This is a genomic window from Pseudomonas sp. LBUM1656, assembly GCF_059716065.1.
The window spans coordinates 5,804,108-5,821,044 of record NZ_CP166800.1; the positions used below are offsets into that span (position 1 = coordinate 5,804,108).

Below are 16,937 nucleotides of genomic sequence, written 5' to 3' on the forward strand. Positions count from 1 at the left end.
ATTCGCGAGCAAGCCCGCTCCCACATTTGATCTTCGTCGCACACAGATTCTGTGCCTACTGAAGATTTAATGTGGGAGCGGGCTTGCTCGCGAAGGCTTTTTTACTGGTGACACAAACCCTACCGAAAATCCCGCCTTTCACGAATCAACGTGTAAGCCGTATGCAACTCGCGAGTCTTGTCAGTCGCCTCACGCACCTGCAACGCCGTCGCACCGCTGCCGGCAATCTTGTCCGGGTGATGGCGACTGAGCAGGCGTCGATAGGCACGCTTGATCTGCGCCGGTTCGCTGGTCGCCGACACCCCCAAGAGCCGCAAGGCATCCTGATACGTCAGGGTGCTGCTGACCTGCGGACGCTTGTGCTGATCGTAGTCGGCCGCCAATGCCAGTACCTGTTGCGGCGTCCAGCCCAGCCACTTGCCCCACTGAGCCAGCAGTTCGCGCTCATTGTTCCCCGCACGCCCATCGGCCCAGACCATCCGCCAGCAGGCGCGCAATACACCTTCCGCCGCATGAGGCTGAGTACTCAAACGCCGCAGATACCCGCGCAAACGGTCATTGCCTGACTTGCCGCGATTGAACGCGGCAATGGCACGACGCTGCGCCGGTTCGGTCATTTCCAGCGAACGCATTTCCTGGCGGGCCTGCTGGATGTGGCCATCCACCACTCGCCCATCGCTCTTGGCCAACCGTCCCAGCAACACGAACAACAGTTCATCGTTGCGCAGCATCGGACGACCGCCGAGTTTTTCCCGCAAATGCCCCCAGCTCTGCAGGTGCAAACGCCTATCCAGCGCCTGTCCCAACAAAGCGCCGAGCATGGCCCCCGGAATGCTGGCTATGGCAAAGCCTGCTCCGGCTCCAATCAGAGTCCCTGGCCACAGCATTTCAGTGTCTCGCTTCTATCAGGGTTTCAACTTCAGCCAGGCGTTCATGCGTACCGACATCCACCCAGTGCCCGTTCAGGCGTTCGCCGGTGACCTGTCCATCAGCCATGGCTTTGCGCAGCAGCGGTGCCAGTTTGAAGGCGCCGGCCGAGCAACCGTCGAACAGTTGCGGATGCAGCACGGCAATACCGCTGTAAGTCAGGGTCGCAGTGTCCGCCTGACCGTCGCGCACCTGCCCGTCGACCAGCGTAAAATCACCGGTCGGGTGATGGGGCGGGTTATCCGCCAGCACCAGGTGCGCCAACCCGGCGATGGGTTGATGCAGCACGCTGAAGTCGTAGTCGGTCCAGATGTCACCGTTGACCACCAGGAACGCGTCATCGCCGAGCAACGGCAACGCACGGAAAATCCCGCCACCGGTTTCCAGAGGCTCACCTTCCGGCGAATACTGAATACGCAAGCCGAATTGCGAGCCGTCACCCAGGTAACTTTCGATCTGCTGACCGAGCCAGGCGTGATTGATCACGATCTCGGTAAACCCGGCGACCGCCAGGGCTTTCAAGTGGTACTCGATCAGGGGCACGCCGCCGGCACGAACCAGCGGTTTGGGTGTGGTCAGGGTCAACGGGCGCATGCGCTCGCCTTTGCCTGCCGCCAGAATCATTGCCTTCATGCAGAGGCTCCAGCACGCAGACTCAGCAGCAACACATCCAGCTCGGCCAGTTCAGGACGGCGGGCGATCACCGCGTCTATATAAGTAAAGAAGCGCGGCACATCAGCCAGGTAGCGCGGTTTGCCATCGCGATGGCAGATGCGGGCGAAGATGCCGATCACTTTCAGGTGACGCTGCACGCCCATCAAGTCGCTGGCTCGCAGGAAGTCTTCAAAATCAGGCTGCACGGGAATGCCGAGCGCACCCGCTTGCTGCCAGTAATCTTCCAGCCAGGCGCGTACACGCTCCTCGGGCCAACTGAGAAACGCGTCCTTGAACAGGCAGGTCACGTCATAGGTTACCGGGCCATAGACTGCGTCCTGGAAATCCAGCACGCCAGGGTTCGGCTCGCTGAGCATCAGGTTGCGTGGCATGTAATCGCGATGCACCAGCACTTTGGGCTGGGCCAGGGCGCTGTCGATCAGCAGCTCGGTTACGTTCTCCCAGAGCATTTTCTGCGCCGAATCGAACTCGATGCCCAACTCGCGTTTCACGTACCACTCGGGGAACAGTTCCAGTTCACGGCGCAGCAATGCCACGTCATAACTTGGCAACGGCGCGACCATCGGCAATTGCTGAAAAGCCAGCAACGCTTGCAAGGCATCCTTGAACAAATCGTCGGCGTTTTCGCCATTGATTACGTCCAGATAAGTCTTGTTGCCCAGGTCATTGAGCAAAAGAAAACCGCGCTCGAGGTCTTCGGCATAAATTTTCGGCACATTTATTCCGGATTTCGCCAGCAAAAAAGCGATATCCACAAAGGGTTTGCAGTTTTCCTGGGGCGGCGGCGCGTCCATCACGACGAAACTGCGGCCTTCGCCTTCCCAACGGAAATAGCGTCGAAAACTCGCGTCACTACTGGCCGCGGTCAATGTGGCCGGGGGTACGGCTCCCCATCCCTGTTCTGCAAAGAGGGTTGCCAACTGCTCATCGAGCCAAACTTTCAGGTGTTGCAAACGTACATCTTGGTCAGGCATTGCAAGGGTCTCCGACGGCGCTAGCCGTCAAGCGGGTCATGCTTTATTATCCAGCATCTTTTTCAGACCATCGAGAGGCGTGCGGCCCACACCGCGGGCAGATGGCACGCAGGAAGCCCGGACTAATAAGATGGCATTGAAATCCCCCGCGTTTCGTAAAAAATTTCCGTTGTTGGTTACCGGCAGTCTGCTGGCCCTGCAACCCCTAGCCACCTCATTCGTGGTCGCCGCGGAACAGTATGACTGCTCAGTCTCTGCTTCGGGTGCCTGGGACTGTGCGCCAAAAGCGCCAGCGGCGGCATTGCCACCGCGTCCTGTCCATGAAGGCAGCGCAGTTTCCGCCACCGGCGAACCTGCGACCGAGAGTGGCACCAGCGAAGACACCGGCGCCAAGCCTGTGCTGGTTACCGAGTCCAAAGGCCGCGGCCTGAAGTCGCGTAGTGCAGACTACAGTCACCTCGACTGGGTTCCGCGCGAGAACCTCACGGCGGCGCAACTGGCCGAGACCGGTCCTTACTGCTCTGGTTCCTATATCGAACCGATTCGTCCTGGCATGAATGACAAGACGGATAAAAGTGACGCCCCGACCTTTATCGGCGCCAAAGCCTCCCGCTATAAGCAGGAAGAGCAAGTCGCGACCCTGGCCGGTGACGTCGTCATGCGCCAGGGCAGCATGCAGGTCGAAGCCGACGAAGCGAATCTTTACCAGGCCGAAAGCCGTGGTGAACTGAGCGGTAACGTGCGCATTCGCGACAACGGCGCGCTGATCGTGGGCGACCACGCCGACGTGCAACTCGATACCGGTGAAGCCAAGGTCGATAACGCCGAATACGTGATGCACAAATCCCGTATCCGCGGTAACGCGCTGTACGCCAAACGTGCCGAAAACGCGATCATCCGCCTCAAGGATGGTACGTACACCACGTGCGAACCGAACAGCAACGCCTGGCAGCTCAAGGGCAACAACATCACCTTGAACCCGGCGACCGGCTTCGGTACCGCAACCAACGTGACACTGCGGGTCAAGGACATTCCTGTCCTGTACACGCCGTACATCTATTTCCCGATCGATGACCGTCGCCAGTCCGGCTTCCTGCCGCCGACTATTGGCACCGGCAGCGATACCGGCTTCATGCTGGTCACACCGTACTACTTCAACCTGGCGCCGAACTACGACGCCACGTTGTATCCGCGTTACATGAGCAAGCATGGCTTGCTGATGGAAGGCGAATTCCGCTATCTGACCAAGTCCAGCGAAGGTCAGCTCGGTGCTGCGTACCTCAACGACGAGGACACCGAACGCAGCGGGCAGACCGACTACCAGAAAAACCGCTACATGTATAACTGGCAGCACAAGGGTGGTCTGGATTCGCGGGTACTGACGCAAGTCGACTACACCAAGATCAGCGATCCGTATTACTTCCAGGATCTGCAGACTGACCAGATCGGCGTGAAAAGCGCTGACTACGTTAACCAGCAGGGTTCTGTCAGCTATCGTGGCGACAACTACACTGCTCGCATCAACGCCCAGGCTTATCAGCTGGCGACTGTTGCCAACCTCACACCGTATAATCGTCTGCCGCAAATCACCTTTGATGGTGCGTTGCCGTATCACCCGGGCGGACTGGATTTCAGTTACAACACTGAAATCGTGCGGTTTGATCGCGACCTGAAAAACGGCAACTTTACCAATGAAGACGGCACAGTAAGTCCGCGCCTTGACACTAACATTCAAGGTCTTGCGCGAGCCACTGGCGATCGCCTCAACCTGGCGCCAGCTGTCAGCCTTCCGCTGGATTGGACCTACGGCTTCCTGAAGCCGCAGCTCAAGTATCAGTACACCCAGTACCAGCTGGATCTGGACAGTATTGGCAAGAACCAGATCGCGACACAGGATCAAGCTGCAGCTGCAGCCGGAACAAGAAATTTCAATGGCAATTTCAGCAGCAGCCAGAACCGTGGCGTTCCAATCGCCAGCATCGACAGCGGCCTGTACTTCGATCGCGACACCCAATGGTTCGGCAAGAACTACCGCCAGACCCTTGAACCACGCCTGTTCTACCTCTACGTCCCGGAGGAGAACCAGGAAGATATTCCGGCGTTCGATACCAGCGAATACACATTCAGCTACGCATCGCTGTTCCGTGACAACCGATTCTCTGGCTCCGACCGTATCGGTGACGAGAACAAACTGTCGTTGGGCATCACTAACCGCTGGATCGAAGACAGCGGTTTCGAACGTCAACGCATCAGCGTAGGCCAGGCCATGTACTTCAAGGACCGGGAAGTTCAGTTGCCGGGTATCAATCCAAGAGACCGCGCCGACGCTCAAGCCAATGTTTCGCCGTACGCACTGGAATACGTGTATCGCTGGAACAACGATTGGAGCACCACCGCTGACTACAACTGGGACCCGGACAGCCGCAGCCCTCGCTCGGGTAGCGCGATGTTCCACTACCAGCCTGAAGACAACCCGAACAAGGTCATCAACGCCGGCTATCGCTATCGTAACGACCAGGTTATCTACAATCAGAACACCGGTAAGTGGCAATTCGGCGGTGACTACGGCACCCCTGGCCAACCTGGCTATGTGAAGGACTACTACAAGATCCAACAGCACGACTTCTCGGTGATCTGGCCGATCGTGCCGCAATGGAACGCTATCAGTCGCTGGCAGTATGACTACAACCGCAACCGTACCCTGGAAGCCTTCGGTGGTTTCGAGTACGACAACTGCTGCTGGAAACTGCGCCTGATCAACCGTTACTGGGTTTCGTATGATGAATTCAGTCAGAACGCCCCTGAAAACGAAAAAGGCGACCACGGCATCTTCCTACAAATTGTTCTGAAGGGACTCGGCGGCCTCACTGGCGCCAAAGTAGAGAGCTTCCTCGACAAAGGCATCCAAGGTTATCGTGAACGTGAAGACCAAGCTTTCTGATTGTCTGCGCCCGCTAGTGCTGGGCGCGCTGTTCCTGGGTACCGCAGCGAACGCCGCGGTACAGTCCATCGATAAAGTGGTGGCCATTGTCGACAACGACGTGGTCATGCAGAGCCAATTGGACCAGCGCGTTCATGAAGTTCAGCAAACCATCGCCAAGCGCGGCTCAGCGGTGCCGCCGGCCGGCGTGCTGGATCAGCAGGTGCTTGAGCGCCTGATCGTCGAGAACCTGCAACTGCAGATCGGCGAGCGTTCCGGCATCCGCATTACCGATGAAGAACTGAACCAGGCTGTGGGCACCATTGCCCAGCGCAATAACATGTCGATTGATCAATTCCGCGCAGCCCTGACTCGCGACGGCCTCTCTTACGAGGACGCCCGGGAGCAGATTCGTCGCGAAATGATCATCAGCCGTGTGCGTCAGCGTCGTGTAGCCGAACGTATTCAGGTTTCCGAGCAGGAAGTGAAGAACTTCCTGGCTTCCGACCTTGGCAAGATGCAATTGTCCGAAGAGTTCCGTCTGGCCAACATCCTGATTCCTACACCGGAAAGCGCCAACTCCGATGCGATTCAGAATGCTGCCAAACAGGCTGATGCCGTTTACCAGCAACTCAAGCAAGGCGCTGACTTCGGTCAATTGGCAATTGCCAAATCCGCCAGCGAAACCGCACTGGAAGGCGGCGACATGGGCTGGCGTAAAGCCGCTCAATTGCCACCTCCGTTCGATCGCATGCTGAGCACCATGACCGTTGGCGATATTACCCAGCCAATGCGCACGCCGGGCGGCTTCATCATCCTGAAGATCCTCGACAAGCGTGGCGGCGAGACCCAGACGCGTGACGAAGTGCACGTGCGCCATATCCTGGTCAAGCCTAGTCCGATCCGTGACGAAGCGAAAACCAAGGCTTTGGCTGAGTCGCTCTATACCCGGATCGAAGCGGGCGAAGATTTCGGCGAACTGGCGAAAAGCTTCTCGGAAGATCCGGGTTCCGCCCTCAACGGTGGCGACCTGAACTGGATCGATCCGAATGCATTGGTGCCTGAGTTCCGTGAAGTGATGGCCAAGACCCCACAAGGTCAGCTGTCCAAGCCGTTCCAGACCCAATATGGCTGGCACGTTCTGGAAGTCCTTGGCCGTCGCGCCACCGACAGCACTACCCAGGCCCGTGAGCAGCAAGCGATGACCGTCCTGCGTAACCGCAAATACGACGAAGAGCTGCAAACCTGGCTGCGTCAGATCCGTGACGAGGCGTACGTAGAGATCAAACTCCCTGGTGCAGACCAGGCAGCGCAGTGAAACCCAAGCGTTTCGCGCTGACACCCGGCGAACCGGCCGGCATAGGTCCCGACCTGTGCCTGCTGCTCGCCTCGCAAGCCCAGCCACACCCCCTGATTGCCATTACCAGCCGCGACCTGCTCCTCGAGCGGGCCGCGCAGCTGGGCGTGGTGGTCGATCTGCTGCCGGTAACGCCGGACAGCTGGCCGGATGTTCCGGCACCTGCCAACAGCCTGTATGTCTGGGATACCCCGCTCAATGCACCGGTCACTGCCGGGCAACTGGACAAGGCCAATGCCGCTTTCGTCCTGGAAACCCTGACCCGTGCGGGCCAAGGCTGCCTTGACGGGCATTTCGCCGGCATGATCACCGCCCCTGTGCACAAGGGCGTGATCAATGAATCCGGGATTGCCTTCTCCGGACACACCGAATTTCTCGCTGACCTGACTCAAACCGCGCAAGTGGTGATGATGCTCGCCACCCGCGGCTTGCGCGTGGCACTGGTCACCACCCACCTGCCCCTTCGGGAGATTGCCGACGCGATCACGCCGGAGCGTCTGGAACGGGTCACACGTATTCTGCACGCAGACCTGCAACAAAAGTTCGGCATCGCCCAGCCACGCATCCTGGTTTGCGGGCTCAACCCGCATGCCGGTGAAGGCGGACACCTGGGCCATGAAGAAATCGACATCATCGAACCTACATTAGAGCGCCTGCGCGGTGAGGGCATGGACCTTCGTGGTCCCCTGCCCGCCGACACTCTGTTTACCCCCAAATATCTGGAGCACTGCGACGCGGTGCTGGCGATGTACCACGACCAGGGCCTGCCCGTGCTGAAATACAAAGGCTTCGGCGCGGCAGTCAACGTGACCCTGGGCTTGCCGATCATCCGCACCTCGGTCGACCATGGCACTGCCCTGGATCTGGCCGGCGGCGGCAACATCGACACCGGCAGCCTGCAAGTCGCCCTGGAAACCGCCTACCAGATGGCCGAGACCCGTTTATGACCGAGCATTACCAACACCGGGCGCGCAAGCGCTTCGGCCAGAACTTTCTGCACGATGCTGGCGTTATCGACCGCATCCTGCGCTCCATCCACGCCAAGCCCGAAGACCGCCTGCTGGAAATCGGCCCGGGCCAGGGTGCCTTGACCCAAGGCCTACTGGGCAGTGGCGCTCAGCTGGACGTGGTGGAGCTGGACAAAGACCTGATCCCGATCCTCAATCAGCAGTTCGCCGGCAAGAGCAACTTCAACCTGCATCAGGGTGACGCACTGAAGTTCGACTTCAACAGCCTGAACGCAGCACCCGGCAGCCTTCGGGTTGTAGGCAACCTGCCGTACAACATCTCTACGCCGCTGATCTTTCACTTGCTGCATAACGCCAGCCTGATACGCGACATGCACTTCATGCTGCAAAAGGAAGTCGTCGAGCGCATGGCGGCAGGTCCTGGCGGCGGTGACTGGGGTCGCCTGTCAATCATGGTTCAGTATCACTGCCGGGTTGAGCATCTGTTCAACGTGGGCCCGGGCGCGTTCAATCCGCCTCCGAAAGTCGATTCGGCCATCGTGCGCCTGGTGCCACACGCGGTGCTGCCGCACCCGGCCAAGGATCACAAGCTGCTGGAACGTGTGGTGCGCGAAGCCTTCAACCAGCGCCGCAAGACTTTGCGCAACACTCTTAAGTTGCTGCTGAGCAACGACGAAATCACCGCAGCCGGTGTCGACGGCAGCCTGCGTCCAGAGCAGCTCGACCTTGCCGCCTTCGTGCGCCTGGCCGACAAGCTCAGCGAACAAGTCCTGCCATCCCCCGCCGTCGACTGACAGGCGACGAGCGTGATCGGGTAGGACACCAGCGCCCATGTCTGGTTTACTACCCGATACTTGGCCTAGACTGAGTTCAATCAGCTACGCCCCGCGCCCCGCTTCGTTTTTAAGGCCTCTTGCATGTCCGATCCTCGTTATCAGGTCGACGTCAGCGTCGTCACCCGCTATCTGGCAGAACAATCGCAACCCGAGCACAACCGCTTTGCCTTCGCCTACACCATTACCGTGCACAACAATGGCGAGCTGCCGGCCAAACTGCTGTCGCGGCACTGGGTGATCACCGATGGTGACGGGCATGTCGAGGAGGTCAAGGGTGCAGGTGTCGTGGGCTTGCAGCCATTGATCCTGGCCGGTGAAAACCACACTTACAGCAGCGGCACCGTCATGACCACCAAGGTCGGCACGATGCAAGGCACTTATGAGATGGTCGCCAACGATGGCAAACATTTTGACGCCGTCATAGCTCCCTTCCGCCTGGCGGTGCCCGGAGCCCTGCACTGATGGCAACGTACGCCGTCGGCGACCTTCAAGGCTGCCTTGAGCCGCTGCAATGCCTGCTCAAACAAGTCGCTTTCGACCCTGCAAAGGATCGTCTGTGGCTGGTAGGCGATCTGGTCAACCGTGGCCCGCAGTCGCTGGCAACCTTGCGCTTCCTCTATAGCATTCGCGAATCGCTGGTGTGCGTGCTCGGCAACCATGACCTGCACTTGCTGGCGGCCGGGCAGAACATCGAACGCCTGAAGAAAGCCGACACCCTGCGCGAGATTCTTGACGCACCCGATTGCCCGGAACTGCTGGAGTGGATGCGTCAGCAAAAGCTCATGCACTACGACGAACAGCGCAACATCGCCCTGGTCCACGCCGGCATCCCGCCACAGTGGTCGCTGCGCAAAGCCTTGAAATGCGCGGCAGAAGTCGAAGAAGCCCTGCGCGACGACAACCGCTTCCCGGCCTACCTTGACGGCATGTACGGCAACGAACCGGTGAAATGGGATAACGACCTCAAAGGCGTGACCCGCCTGCGCGTGATCACCAACTACTTCACCCGCATGCGTTTCTGTACCGGCGAGGGCAAACTGGACCTCAAGGGCAAGGAAGGCATCGACACCGCGCCACCGGGTTACGCGCCGTGGTTCAAGCACAAGGATCGCAAGACCAAGGGTCTGAAGATCATCTTCGGCCACTGGGCGGCGCTCGAAGGCCAGTGTGACGAGCCAGGCGTCTTTGCGCTCGACACAGGATGTGTCTGGGGCGGCTCCATGACCCTGATGAACGTCGACACCGGTGAACGCCTGCTGTGCAAATGCGACGAACATGGCCACACCTTACCGCCAGTCGTCCCCCCTATTACCGAACAAACGTCAGCCAGCGCCCCGCGCTAGACTGCGCTTTCAGCCGAGCCACAGGAGCCCGCCATGAGCGAATTCAAACGCATCCCCCCAGAACAGGCACAAGCCCTGCGCGAAAAAGGCGCAGTGGTGGTTGATGTCCGAGATCCAGCTACCTATGCCGCGCTGCACATCAGCGGCTCGAAGCATCTGGACAATCATTCCCTGCATGCCTTTATTCAGGCGGCCGATCTGGACGCACCGACCGTGGTGGTCTGCTACCACGGTAACTCCAGCCAGGGCGCCGCCGCGTACCTGATCAGCCAGGGCTTTTCCGACGTGTACAGCATGGATGGCGGTTTTGAGCTGTGGCGCACGACTTATCCTGCGGAAACGGCGCAAGGCACCTCCGAATAATTTTTTTGTAACGTGCAAGCCCCGGCCCCCGCGGGCTCGCGCGGTGGCAGACGAACGGTCTGCCACAACTAATTACGTATCGACCCTTTACCTCGCGAATTCCCAACTATCCTTAAGCGCAGGCCATCCAAAACAGGGGAGAGCCGGTACACCGGCGCGCGGGTCATCGGGAGTAGCTTTCGGGGGAGTCAGCTCCGAAAGAGTTCTGGGGGGTAAACAGCGACTGCATATCCGGTTGCTGCCAGCATCGACTGAATGATCCGGCGTCGGCTCCACGTATCGAGCGAGGTGACGTCATGAGTATCTTTAGCCACTTCCAACAACGCTTCGAGTCCACACGCCAGGAAGAACTCTCGCTGCAAGAGTATCTTGAGCTGTGCAAACAGGACCGCAGCGCCTACGCCTCCGCCGCCGAGCGACTATTGCTGGCCATCGGAGAACCGGAGCTGCTCGACACCTCGACCAACTCGAGACTGTCGCGAATCTTCTCCAACAAGGTGATCCGCCGCTATCCGGCCTTTGAAGACTTCCATGGGATGGAAGAATGCATTGACCAGATCGTGTCGTATTTCCGCCATGCCGCTCAGGGCCTGGAAGAGAAGAAACAAATCCTTTATCTGCTCGGCCCTGTCGGTGGCGGTAAATCGTCCCTGGCCGAGAAGCTCAAACAACTGATCGAGAAAGTGCCCTTCTACGCGATCAAAGGCTCGCCGGTATTCGAGTCGCCGCTGGGTCTGTTCAACGCCACTGAAGATGGCGCGATCCTCGAAGAAGACTTCGGCATTCCGCGGCGCTACCTCAATACCATCATGTCGCCATGGGCCACCAAGCGCCTGGCCGAGTTCGGCGGTGACATCAGCCAGTTCCGTGTAGTGAAACTCTATCCGTCGATCCTCAATCAGATCGCGGTGGCCAAGACCGAACCGGGCGATGAAAACAACCAGGACATTTCGGCGCTGGTGGGCAAGGTCGATATCCGCAAACTGGAGGAATACCCACAGAACGACGCCGACGCCTACAGCTATTCGGGCGCGCTGTGCCGGGCCAACCAGGGCCTGATGGAATTCGTCGAAATGTTCAAGGCACCGATCAAGGTGCTGCACCCATTGCTGACCGCCACTCAGGAAGGCAACTACAACAGTACCGAAGGCCTCGGGGCAATTCCGTTTACCGGGATCCTGCTGGCTCACTCCAACGAATCGGAATGGCACACCTTCCGCAACAACAAGAACAACGAAGCCTTCATCGACCGGATCTATATCGTCAAAGTGCCGTACTGCCTGCGGGTCAGCGACGAAGTGAAGATCTACGACAAGCTTCTGTTCAACAGCTCCCTGGCCAAGGCTCATTGCGCACCCGACACCTTGAAAATGCTTGCCCAGTTCACCGTGCTCTCACGCCTCAAGGAGCCGGAAAACTCCAACATCTATTCCAAGATGCGTGTGTATGACGGCGAGAACCTCAAGGACACCGACCCGAAAGCCAAGTCGATCCAGGAATACCGCGACAACGCCGGTGTCGACGAAGGCATGAACGGCCTGTCGACCCGGTTTGCGTTCAAGATCCTGTCCAAGGTCTTCAACTTTGACCCGCACGAAATCGCCGCCAATCCGGTGCACTTGCTCTACGTGCTGGAACAACAGATCGAACAGGAACAATTCCAGGCCGAGACCCGTGAGCGGTACCTGCGCTTCCTCAAGGAATATCTGGCACCGCGTTATATCGAATTCATCGGCAAGGAGATTCAGACCGCCTACCTCGAGTCTTACAGCGAGTATGGCCAGAACATCTTCGATCGCTATGTGCTTTATGCGGACTTCTGGATCCAGGACCAGGAATACCGCGATCCGGAAACCGGCGAGATCCTCAATCGCGTAGCGCTGAACGAAGAACTGGAAAAAATCGAAAAACCGGCCGGCATCAGCAATCCGAAGGATTTCCGCAACGAAATCGTCAACTTCGTACTGCGCGCCCGGGCCAACAACAATGGCAAGAACCCGACCTGGCTCAGCTACGAGAAACTGCGGGTGGTCATCGAGAAGAAAATGTTCTCCAACACCGAGGACCTCCTGCCGGTCATCAGCTTCAATGCCAAGGCCAGCAAAGAGGATCAGCAGAAACACAACGACTTCGTCACACGGATGGTCGAGCGGGGCTACACCGACAAACAGGTACGACTGCTGTCCGAGTGGTACCTGCGGGTCAGAAAATCACAGTAACCCGCTGCCGGTCAGACCGGTTGTCGTCAGCCAGAGGCCTGTGTACGCATTTTCTGTTACACAGACCTTTGGAAGGTGTTCGAAAGACGGTAGCGAGGTTCAGTCAGCGTCCAAAAGCGCTTGGGGGAGCGTGAACATCCCTTGGCACAAGTCGATGCTGCATAACCGCTCGCCCCTTTCAGGACAGCTTCTAAGGAGCAGTCATGAGCTATGTGATCGACCGACGTCTCAATGGCAAGAACAAGAGCACGGTGAACCGCCAGCGGTTTCTGCGGCGTTATCGTGATCACATCAAAAAGGCCGTCGAAGAGGCGGTCAGTCGGCGTTCCATTACCGATATGGAACACGGCGAACAGATCAGCATCCCCGGCCGCGACATCGACGAGCCGGTGCTTCACCACGGACGCGGTGGCAAGCAGACGGTTGTGCACCCCGGCAACAAGGAATTCACCAGTGGCGAACACATCGCCCGTCCGCCCGGCGGTGGCGGCGGCCGAGGCCCGGGCAAAGCAGGTAACTCGGGCGAAGGGATGGACGAGTTTGTCTTCCAGATCACCCAGGAGGAGTTTCTCGAGTTCATGTTCGAGGACCTCGAACTGCCAAACCTGGTCAAGCGCAACCTGACCGGCACCGACACCTTCAAGACCGTGCGCGCGGGCATCAGTAACGAAGGCAACCCGTCGCGAATCAACATCATCCGCACCCTGCGCTCGGCCCATGCCCGGCGAATCGCCCTGTCTGGCAGCAGCCGGGCAAAATTGCGCGAAGCCAAAGAAGAACTGCTGCGACTCAAGCGGGATGAACCGGATAACTTCGGCGATATCCAGGAAATCGAGGCGGAAATCGAAAAACTCAGTGCGCGCATCCATCGAGTTCCCTTTCTCGACACCTTTGACCTTAAGTACAACCTGCTCATCAAGCAGCCGAACCCAAGCTCCAAAGCGGTGATGTTCTGCCTGATGGACGTGTCCGGCTCCATGACCCAGGCGACAAAGGACATCGCCAAGCGCTTCTTCATCCTGCTGTACCTGTTTCTCAAGCGTAACTACGACAAGATCGACGTCGTGTTCATCCGCCACCACACCAGCGCCCGCGAAGTGGATGAGGAAGAGTTCTTCTACTCCCGGGAAACCGGCGGCACCATCGTCTCCAGTGCCTTGAAACTCATGCAGGAGATCATGGCCGAGCGTTATCCGAGCAATGAGTGGAACATCTACGCGGCACAGGCCTCCGACGGTGACAACTGGAACGACGACTCGCCGATCTGCCGCGACATTCTGATCAACCAGATCATGCCGTTCGTGCAGTACTACACTTACGTTGAGATCACCCCGCGCGAACACCAGGCTCTGTGGTTCGAATACGAACGCATTGCCGAAGCCTTCTCTGACACTTTTGCCCAACAGCAACTGGTCTCGGCCGGAGATATCTATCCGGTCTTCCGTGAACTCTTCCAGCGCAGGTTAGTGACATGACCGCCAAAGAGCAGAAGCGCCAACCCATTTCCACCGGCTCCGAATGGACGTTCGAGCTGATCCAGGCCTACGACAAGGAAATCAGTCGCCTAGCGGCTCGTTATGCCCTGGATACCTACCCCAACCAGATCGAAGTAATTACAGCCGAGCAGATGATGGACGCCTACGCCTCCGTCGGCATGCCGCTGGGTTATCACCATTGGTCCTACGGCAAACACTTCCTCAGTACCGAGAAGTCCTACAGCCGCGGGCAGATGGGGCTGGCCTACGAGATCGTGATCAACTCGGACCCGTGCATCGCCTACCTGATGGAAGAAAACACCATCTGCATGCAGGCCTTGGTGGTCGCGCACGCCTGTTACGGACACAACAGCTTCTTCAAGGGCAATTACCTGTTCCGCACCTGGACCGATGCCAGTTCGATCATCGATTACCTGGTCTTCGCCAAGCAGTACATCATGCAATGCGAAGAACGCCATGGCATCGACGCGGTCGAGGATCTGCTGGATTCCTGCCACGCACTGATGAATTACGGGGTCGATCGCTACAAACGCCCCTACCCGATATCGGCTGAAGAAGAACGCCGTCGGCAGAAGGATCGGGAAGAACACTTGCAGAAGCAAATCAACGATCTGTGGCGGACCATTCCAAAAGGCGCGGACAAGTACAGCGACAAGGACAACGCACGCTTTCCCGCGGAACCTCAGGAAAATATCCTGTACTTCATCGAAAAACACGCCCCGCTGCTGGAACCCTGGCAACGGGAAATCGTGCGGATCGTGCGCAAGATCGCCCAGTATTTCTACCCGCAACGCCAGACCCAGGTGATGAACGAAGGCTGGGCCACGTTCTGGCACTACACACTGATGAACGACCTGTATGACGAAGGCCTCGTCACCGACGGCTTCATGATGGAATTTCTGACGTCCCACACCAGCGTGGTCTACCAACCCGGCTTCGACAGCCCCTACTACAACGGCATCAACCCCTACACCTTGGGGTTCGCCATGTACCGGGACATCCGTCGCATGTGTGAAAAACCGACCGAAGAGGACTACCGCTGGTTCCCTGAGATTGCCGGCACTGACTGGCTGTCGAGCATCAAGTTCGCCATGAGCAGCTTCAAGGATGAGAGCTTTATCTTGCAGTACCTGTCACCCCAAGTGATCCGCGACCTCAAGCTGTTCAGCATTCTCGATGACGACCAAAAGGACGATCTGCTGGTCCCGGCAATCCACGACGAAGGTGGCTATCGCATCATTCGCGAAACCTTGGCCGCGCAGTACAACCTCGGCAATCGCGAGCCCAATATTCAGATCTACAGCATCGACCGGCGCGGCGACCGCTCCCTGACCTTGCGTCACCAGCAGCACGACCGCAAACCGCTGGGCGAGTCCACCGAGGAAGTGCTCAAGCACCTGCATCGGCTGTGGGGCTTCGACATCCATCTGGAAACGCTGCAAGGCGACCAGGTTATGAAAGTTCACCATGTTCCGCCCAGAAGCGAACACAGCGAGGGGGATTACGGCCGACTCGACTTGGCCGTCATCCATCTTTGATCTAGTTTGTGCCTCCGGAAGTTCGACGCAAAGGTTATTCTGTCGAGCTAACGGAGGTTTTTTATGCGGATTTATAAAGTCGGCGGTGCGGTACGCGATCGCCTGCTGGGCAAGCCTGTCACCGACATCGACTGGGTCGTGGTCGGTGCTACCACCGAGGAAATGCTCGCCAAGGGCTTTCGCCCGGTAGGTGCTGACTTCCCGGTATTTCTTCACCCCAAGAGCGGTGAGGAATACGCCCTCGCTCGTACCGAACGCAAAAGCGGACGCGGTTACGGCGGGTTCACCTTTCATGCCAGCCCTGAAGTCACCCTCGAAGAAGACTTGATCCGTCGCGACCTGACGATCAACGCCATGGCCGAAGACGATCAGCAGAACCTGACCGATCCTTACCACGGCCAGCGCGACCTTGAAGCCCGAGTACTTCGTCACGTTTCCCACGCGTTCGCCGAAGATCCGCTCCGTGTCCTGCGCGTTGCCCGCTTCGCTGCCCGGTATGCCGGAATGGGTTTCACTGTCGCGACTGAAACAATGGACCTCATGCGGCAACTCAGCGACTCAGGCGAACTGGAGGCGTTGACTGCCGAACGCAGCTGGAAGGAAATTTCCCGCGCACTGATGGAAGATCAGCCACAGGTGTTCATCGAAGTGCTGCGCGAATGTGCCGCGCTCAAGGTCCTGATGCCGGAAATCGATGCCCTGTTCGGCGTGCCACAGCCGGAAGCCCATCATCCGGAAATCGACACGGGCGTGCACACCTTGAGCGTGCTCGAGCAAGCGGCGTTGCATAAACAACCGCTGACCGTGCGGTGGGCGTGCCTGCTGCATGACCTAGGGAAAGGATTGACGCCCGAGGAAGAGTGGCCACGCCACATCGCCCACGAACACACGGGCCTGAAGCTGATAAAAGCGGTCAATGAACGCTTCAAGGCACCGAAGGATTGCCAGGAACTGGCATTGCTGGTGGGCCAGTATCACACCCATGGCCACCGCGCTTTGGAACTGAAACCCTCGACTTTACTGGAGTTGCTGCAGAGCTTTGACGTTTATCGTCGACCGCAGCGGTTTGAAGAGTTCATTGCGGCGTGCGAGATGGACGCGCGCGGCCGCAAAGGGCTCGAGCAGAGAAGTTACCCACAGGCGGATTATTTGCGCGGGGCGGCGACTGCGACCCGGAGCGTGGCGGTCCAGCCGTTGCTGGAGAAGGGATTTAAAGGGCCGGAGTTGGGGGACGCGATCAAGCGTGAACGGCTCAAGGCGCTGAAGGCTTACAAAGAGGCGGCGTCTGCCTGAAAAGCTTCGTCGGATCGCCGCCCGGAGC

Annotated in this window: 14 protein-coding genes; 11 read left to right on the top strand and 3 right to left on the bottom strand. The window is 58.5% G+C overall.

Annotation, left to right across the window (positions count from 1 at the left end; all coding sequences use genetic code 11):
* Window positions 1-119: 119 nt before the first annotated feature.
* The 3 genes from ACA072_RS26380 to ACA072_RS26390 are packed head-to-tail and all read right to left on the bottom strand — an operon-like array spanning window position 120 to window position 2,576.
* On the bottom strand, window positions 120-887 hold the full coding sequence (locus ACA072_RS26380; protein WP_497621544.1) for a TerB family tellurite resistance protein: 768 nt from the start codon (window positions 885-887) through the stop codon (window positions 120-122).
* A 1-nt stretch (window position 888) separates the two neighbouring features.
* On the bottom strand, window positions 889-1,560 hold the full coding sequence (gene murU, locus ACA072_RS26385) for an N-acetylmuramate alpha-1-phosphate uridylyltransferase MurU (protein ID WP_497621546.1): 672 nt from the start codon (window positions 1,558-1,560) through the stop codon (window positions 889-891).
* Entirely contained in the window at window positions 1,557-2,576 is a 1,020-nt protein-coding gene (locus ACA072_RS26390; RefSeq protein ID WP_497621548.1) for an aminoglycoside phosphotransferase family protein, read from the bottom strand. The genes murU and ACA072_RS26390 overlap by 4 nt, the downstream gene beginning before the upstream one ends.
* Window positions 2,577-2,706: 130 nt before the next feature.
* On the opposite strand from ACA072_RS26390, the gene ACA072_RS26395 reads away from it, so the two are divergent.
* From ACA072_RS26395 to ACA072_RS26445, 11 genes are all read left to right on the top strand, one after another.
* Window positions 2,707-5,517: an LPS-assembly protein LptD gene (locus ACA072_RS26395; RefSeq protein ID WP_497621550.1), complete on the top strand. Its 2,811-nt coding sequence runs from the start codon at window positions 2,707-2,709 to the stop codon at window positions 5,515-5,517.
* Window positions 5,498-6,814: a peptidylprolyl isomerase SurA gene (gene surA / locus ACA072_RS26400; protein WP_497621552.1), complete on the top strand. Its 1,317-nt coding sequence runs from the start codon at window positions 5,498-5,500 to the stop codon at window positions 6,812-6,814. The genes ACA072_RS26395 and surA overlap by 20 nt, the downstream gene beginning before the upstream one ends.
* Window positions 6,811-7,800 (top strand): 4-hydroxythreonine-4-phosphate dehydrogenase PdxA, encoded by a 990-nt coding sequence (pdxA, locus tag ACA072_RS26405; RefSeq protein ID WP_497621554.1) that lies wholly within the window; start codon window positions 6,811-6,813, stop codon window positions 7,798-7,800. The genes surA and pdxA overlap by 4 nt, the downstream gene beginning before the upstream one ends.
* A complete protein-coding gene (rsmA, locus tag ACA072_RS26410; protein ID WP_497331323.1) occupies window positions 7,797-8,615 on the top strand; it encodes a 16S rRNA (adenine(1518)-N(6)/adenine(1519)-N(6))-dimethyltransferase RsmA in 819 nt (272 codons plus the stop codon). Before pdxA ends, rsmA begins: the two co-directional genes overlap by 4 nt.
* Before the next feature lie 123 nt (window positions 8,616-8,738).
* Window positions 8,739-9,119, top strand: coding sequence for a Co2+/Mg2+ efflux facilitator ApaG/CorD (gene apaG / locus ACA072_RS26415; protein ID WP_497621556.1), 381 nt, complete (start codon window positions 8,739-8,741; stop codon window positions 9,117-9,119).
* Window positions 9,119-10,000 (top strand): symmetrical bis(5'-nucleosyl)-tetraphosphatase, encoded by an 882-nt coding sequence (locus ACA072_RS26420; RefSeq protein WP_497621558.1) that lies wholly within the window; start codon window positions 9,119-9,121, stop codon window positions 9,998-10,000. The genes apaG and ACA072_RS26420 overlap by 1 nt, the downstream gene beginning before the upstream one ends.
* 33 nt (window positions 10,001-10,033) lie before the next feature.
* Window positions 10,034-10,363, top strand: a complete 330-nt coding sequence (glpE, locus tag ACA072_RS26425; RefSeq protein ID WP_497621559.1) for a thiosulfate sulfurtransferase GlpE — start codon at window positions 10,034-10,036, stop codon at window positions 10,361-10,363.
* Window positions 10,364-10,659: 296 nt separating this feature from the next.
* A complete protein-coding gene (locus tag ACA072_RS26430) occupies window positions 10,660-12,582 on the top strand; it encodes a PrkA family serine protein kinase (RefSeq protein WP_010467160.1) in 1,923 nt (640 codons plus the stop codon).
* Window positions 12,583-12,785: 203 nt separating this feature from the next.
* Window positions 12,786-14,057 carry a YeaH/YhbH family protein gene (locus ACA072_RS26435; RefSeq protein WP_010467159.1) on the top strand — a complete coding sequence of 424 codons (1,272 nt, stop codon included), beginning with the start codon at window positions 12,786-12,788 and terminating at the stop codon, window positions 14,055-14,057.
* Window positions 14,054-15,616, top strand: a complete 1,563-nt coding sequence (locus ACA072_RS26440) for a SpoVR family protein (RefSeq protein WP_497621562.1) — start codon at window positions 14,054-14,056, stop codon at window positions 15,614-15,616. The genes ACA072_RS26435 and ACA072_RS26440 overlap by 4 nt, the downstream gene beginning before the upstream one ends.
* A gap of 63 nt (window positions 15,617-15,679) precedes the next feature.
* Window positions 15,680-16,909, top strand: coding sequence for a multifunctional CCA addition/repair protein (locus ACA072_RS26445; RefSeq protein ID WP_497621564.1), 1,230 nt, complete (start codon window positions 15,680-15,682; stop codon window positions 16,907-16,909).
* Window positions 16,910-16,937 lie beyond the last annotated feature (28 nt).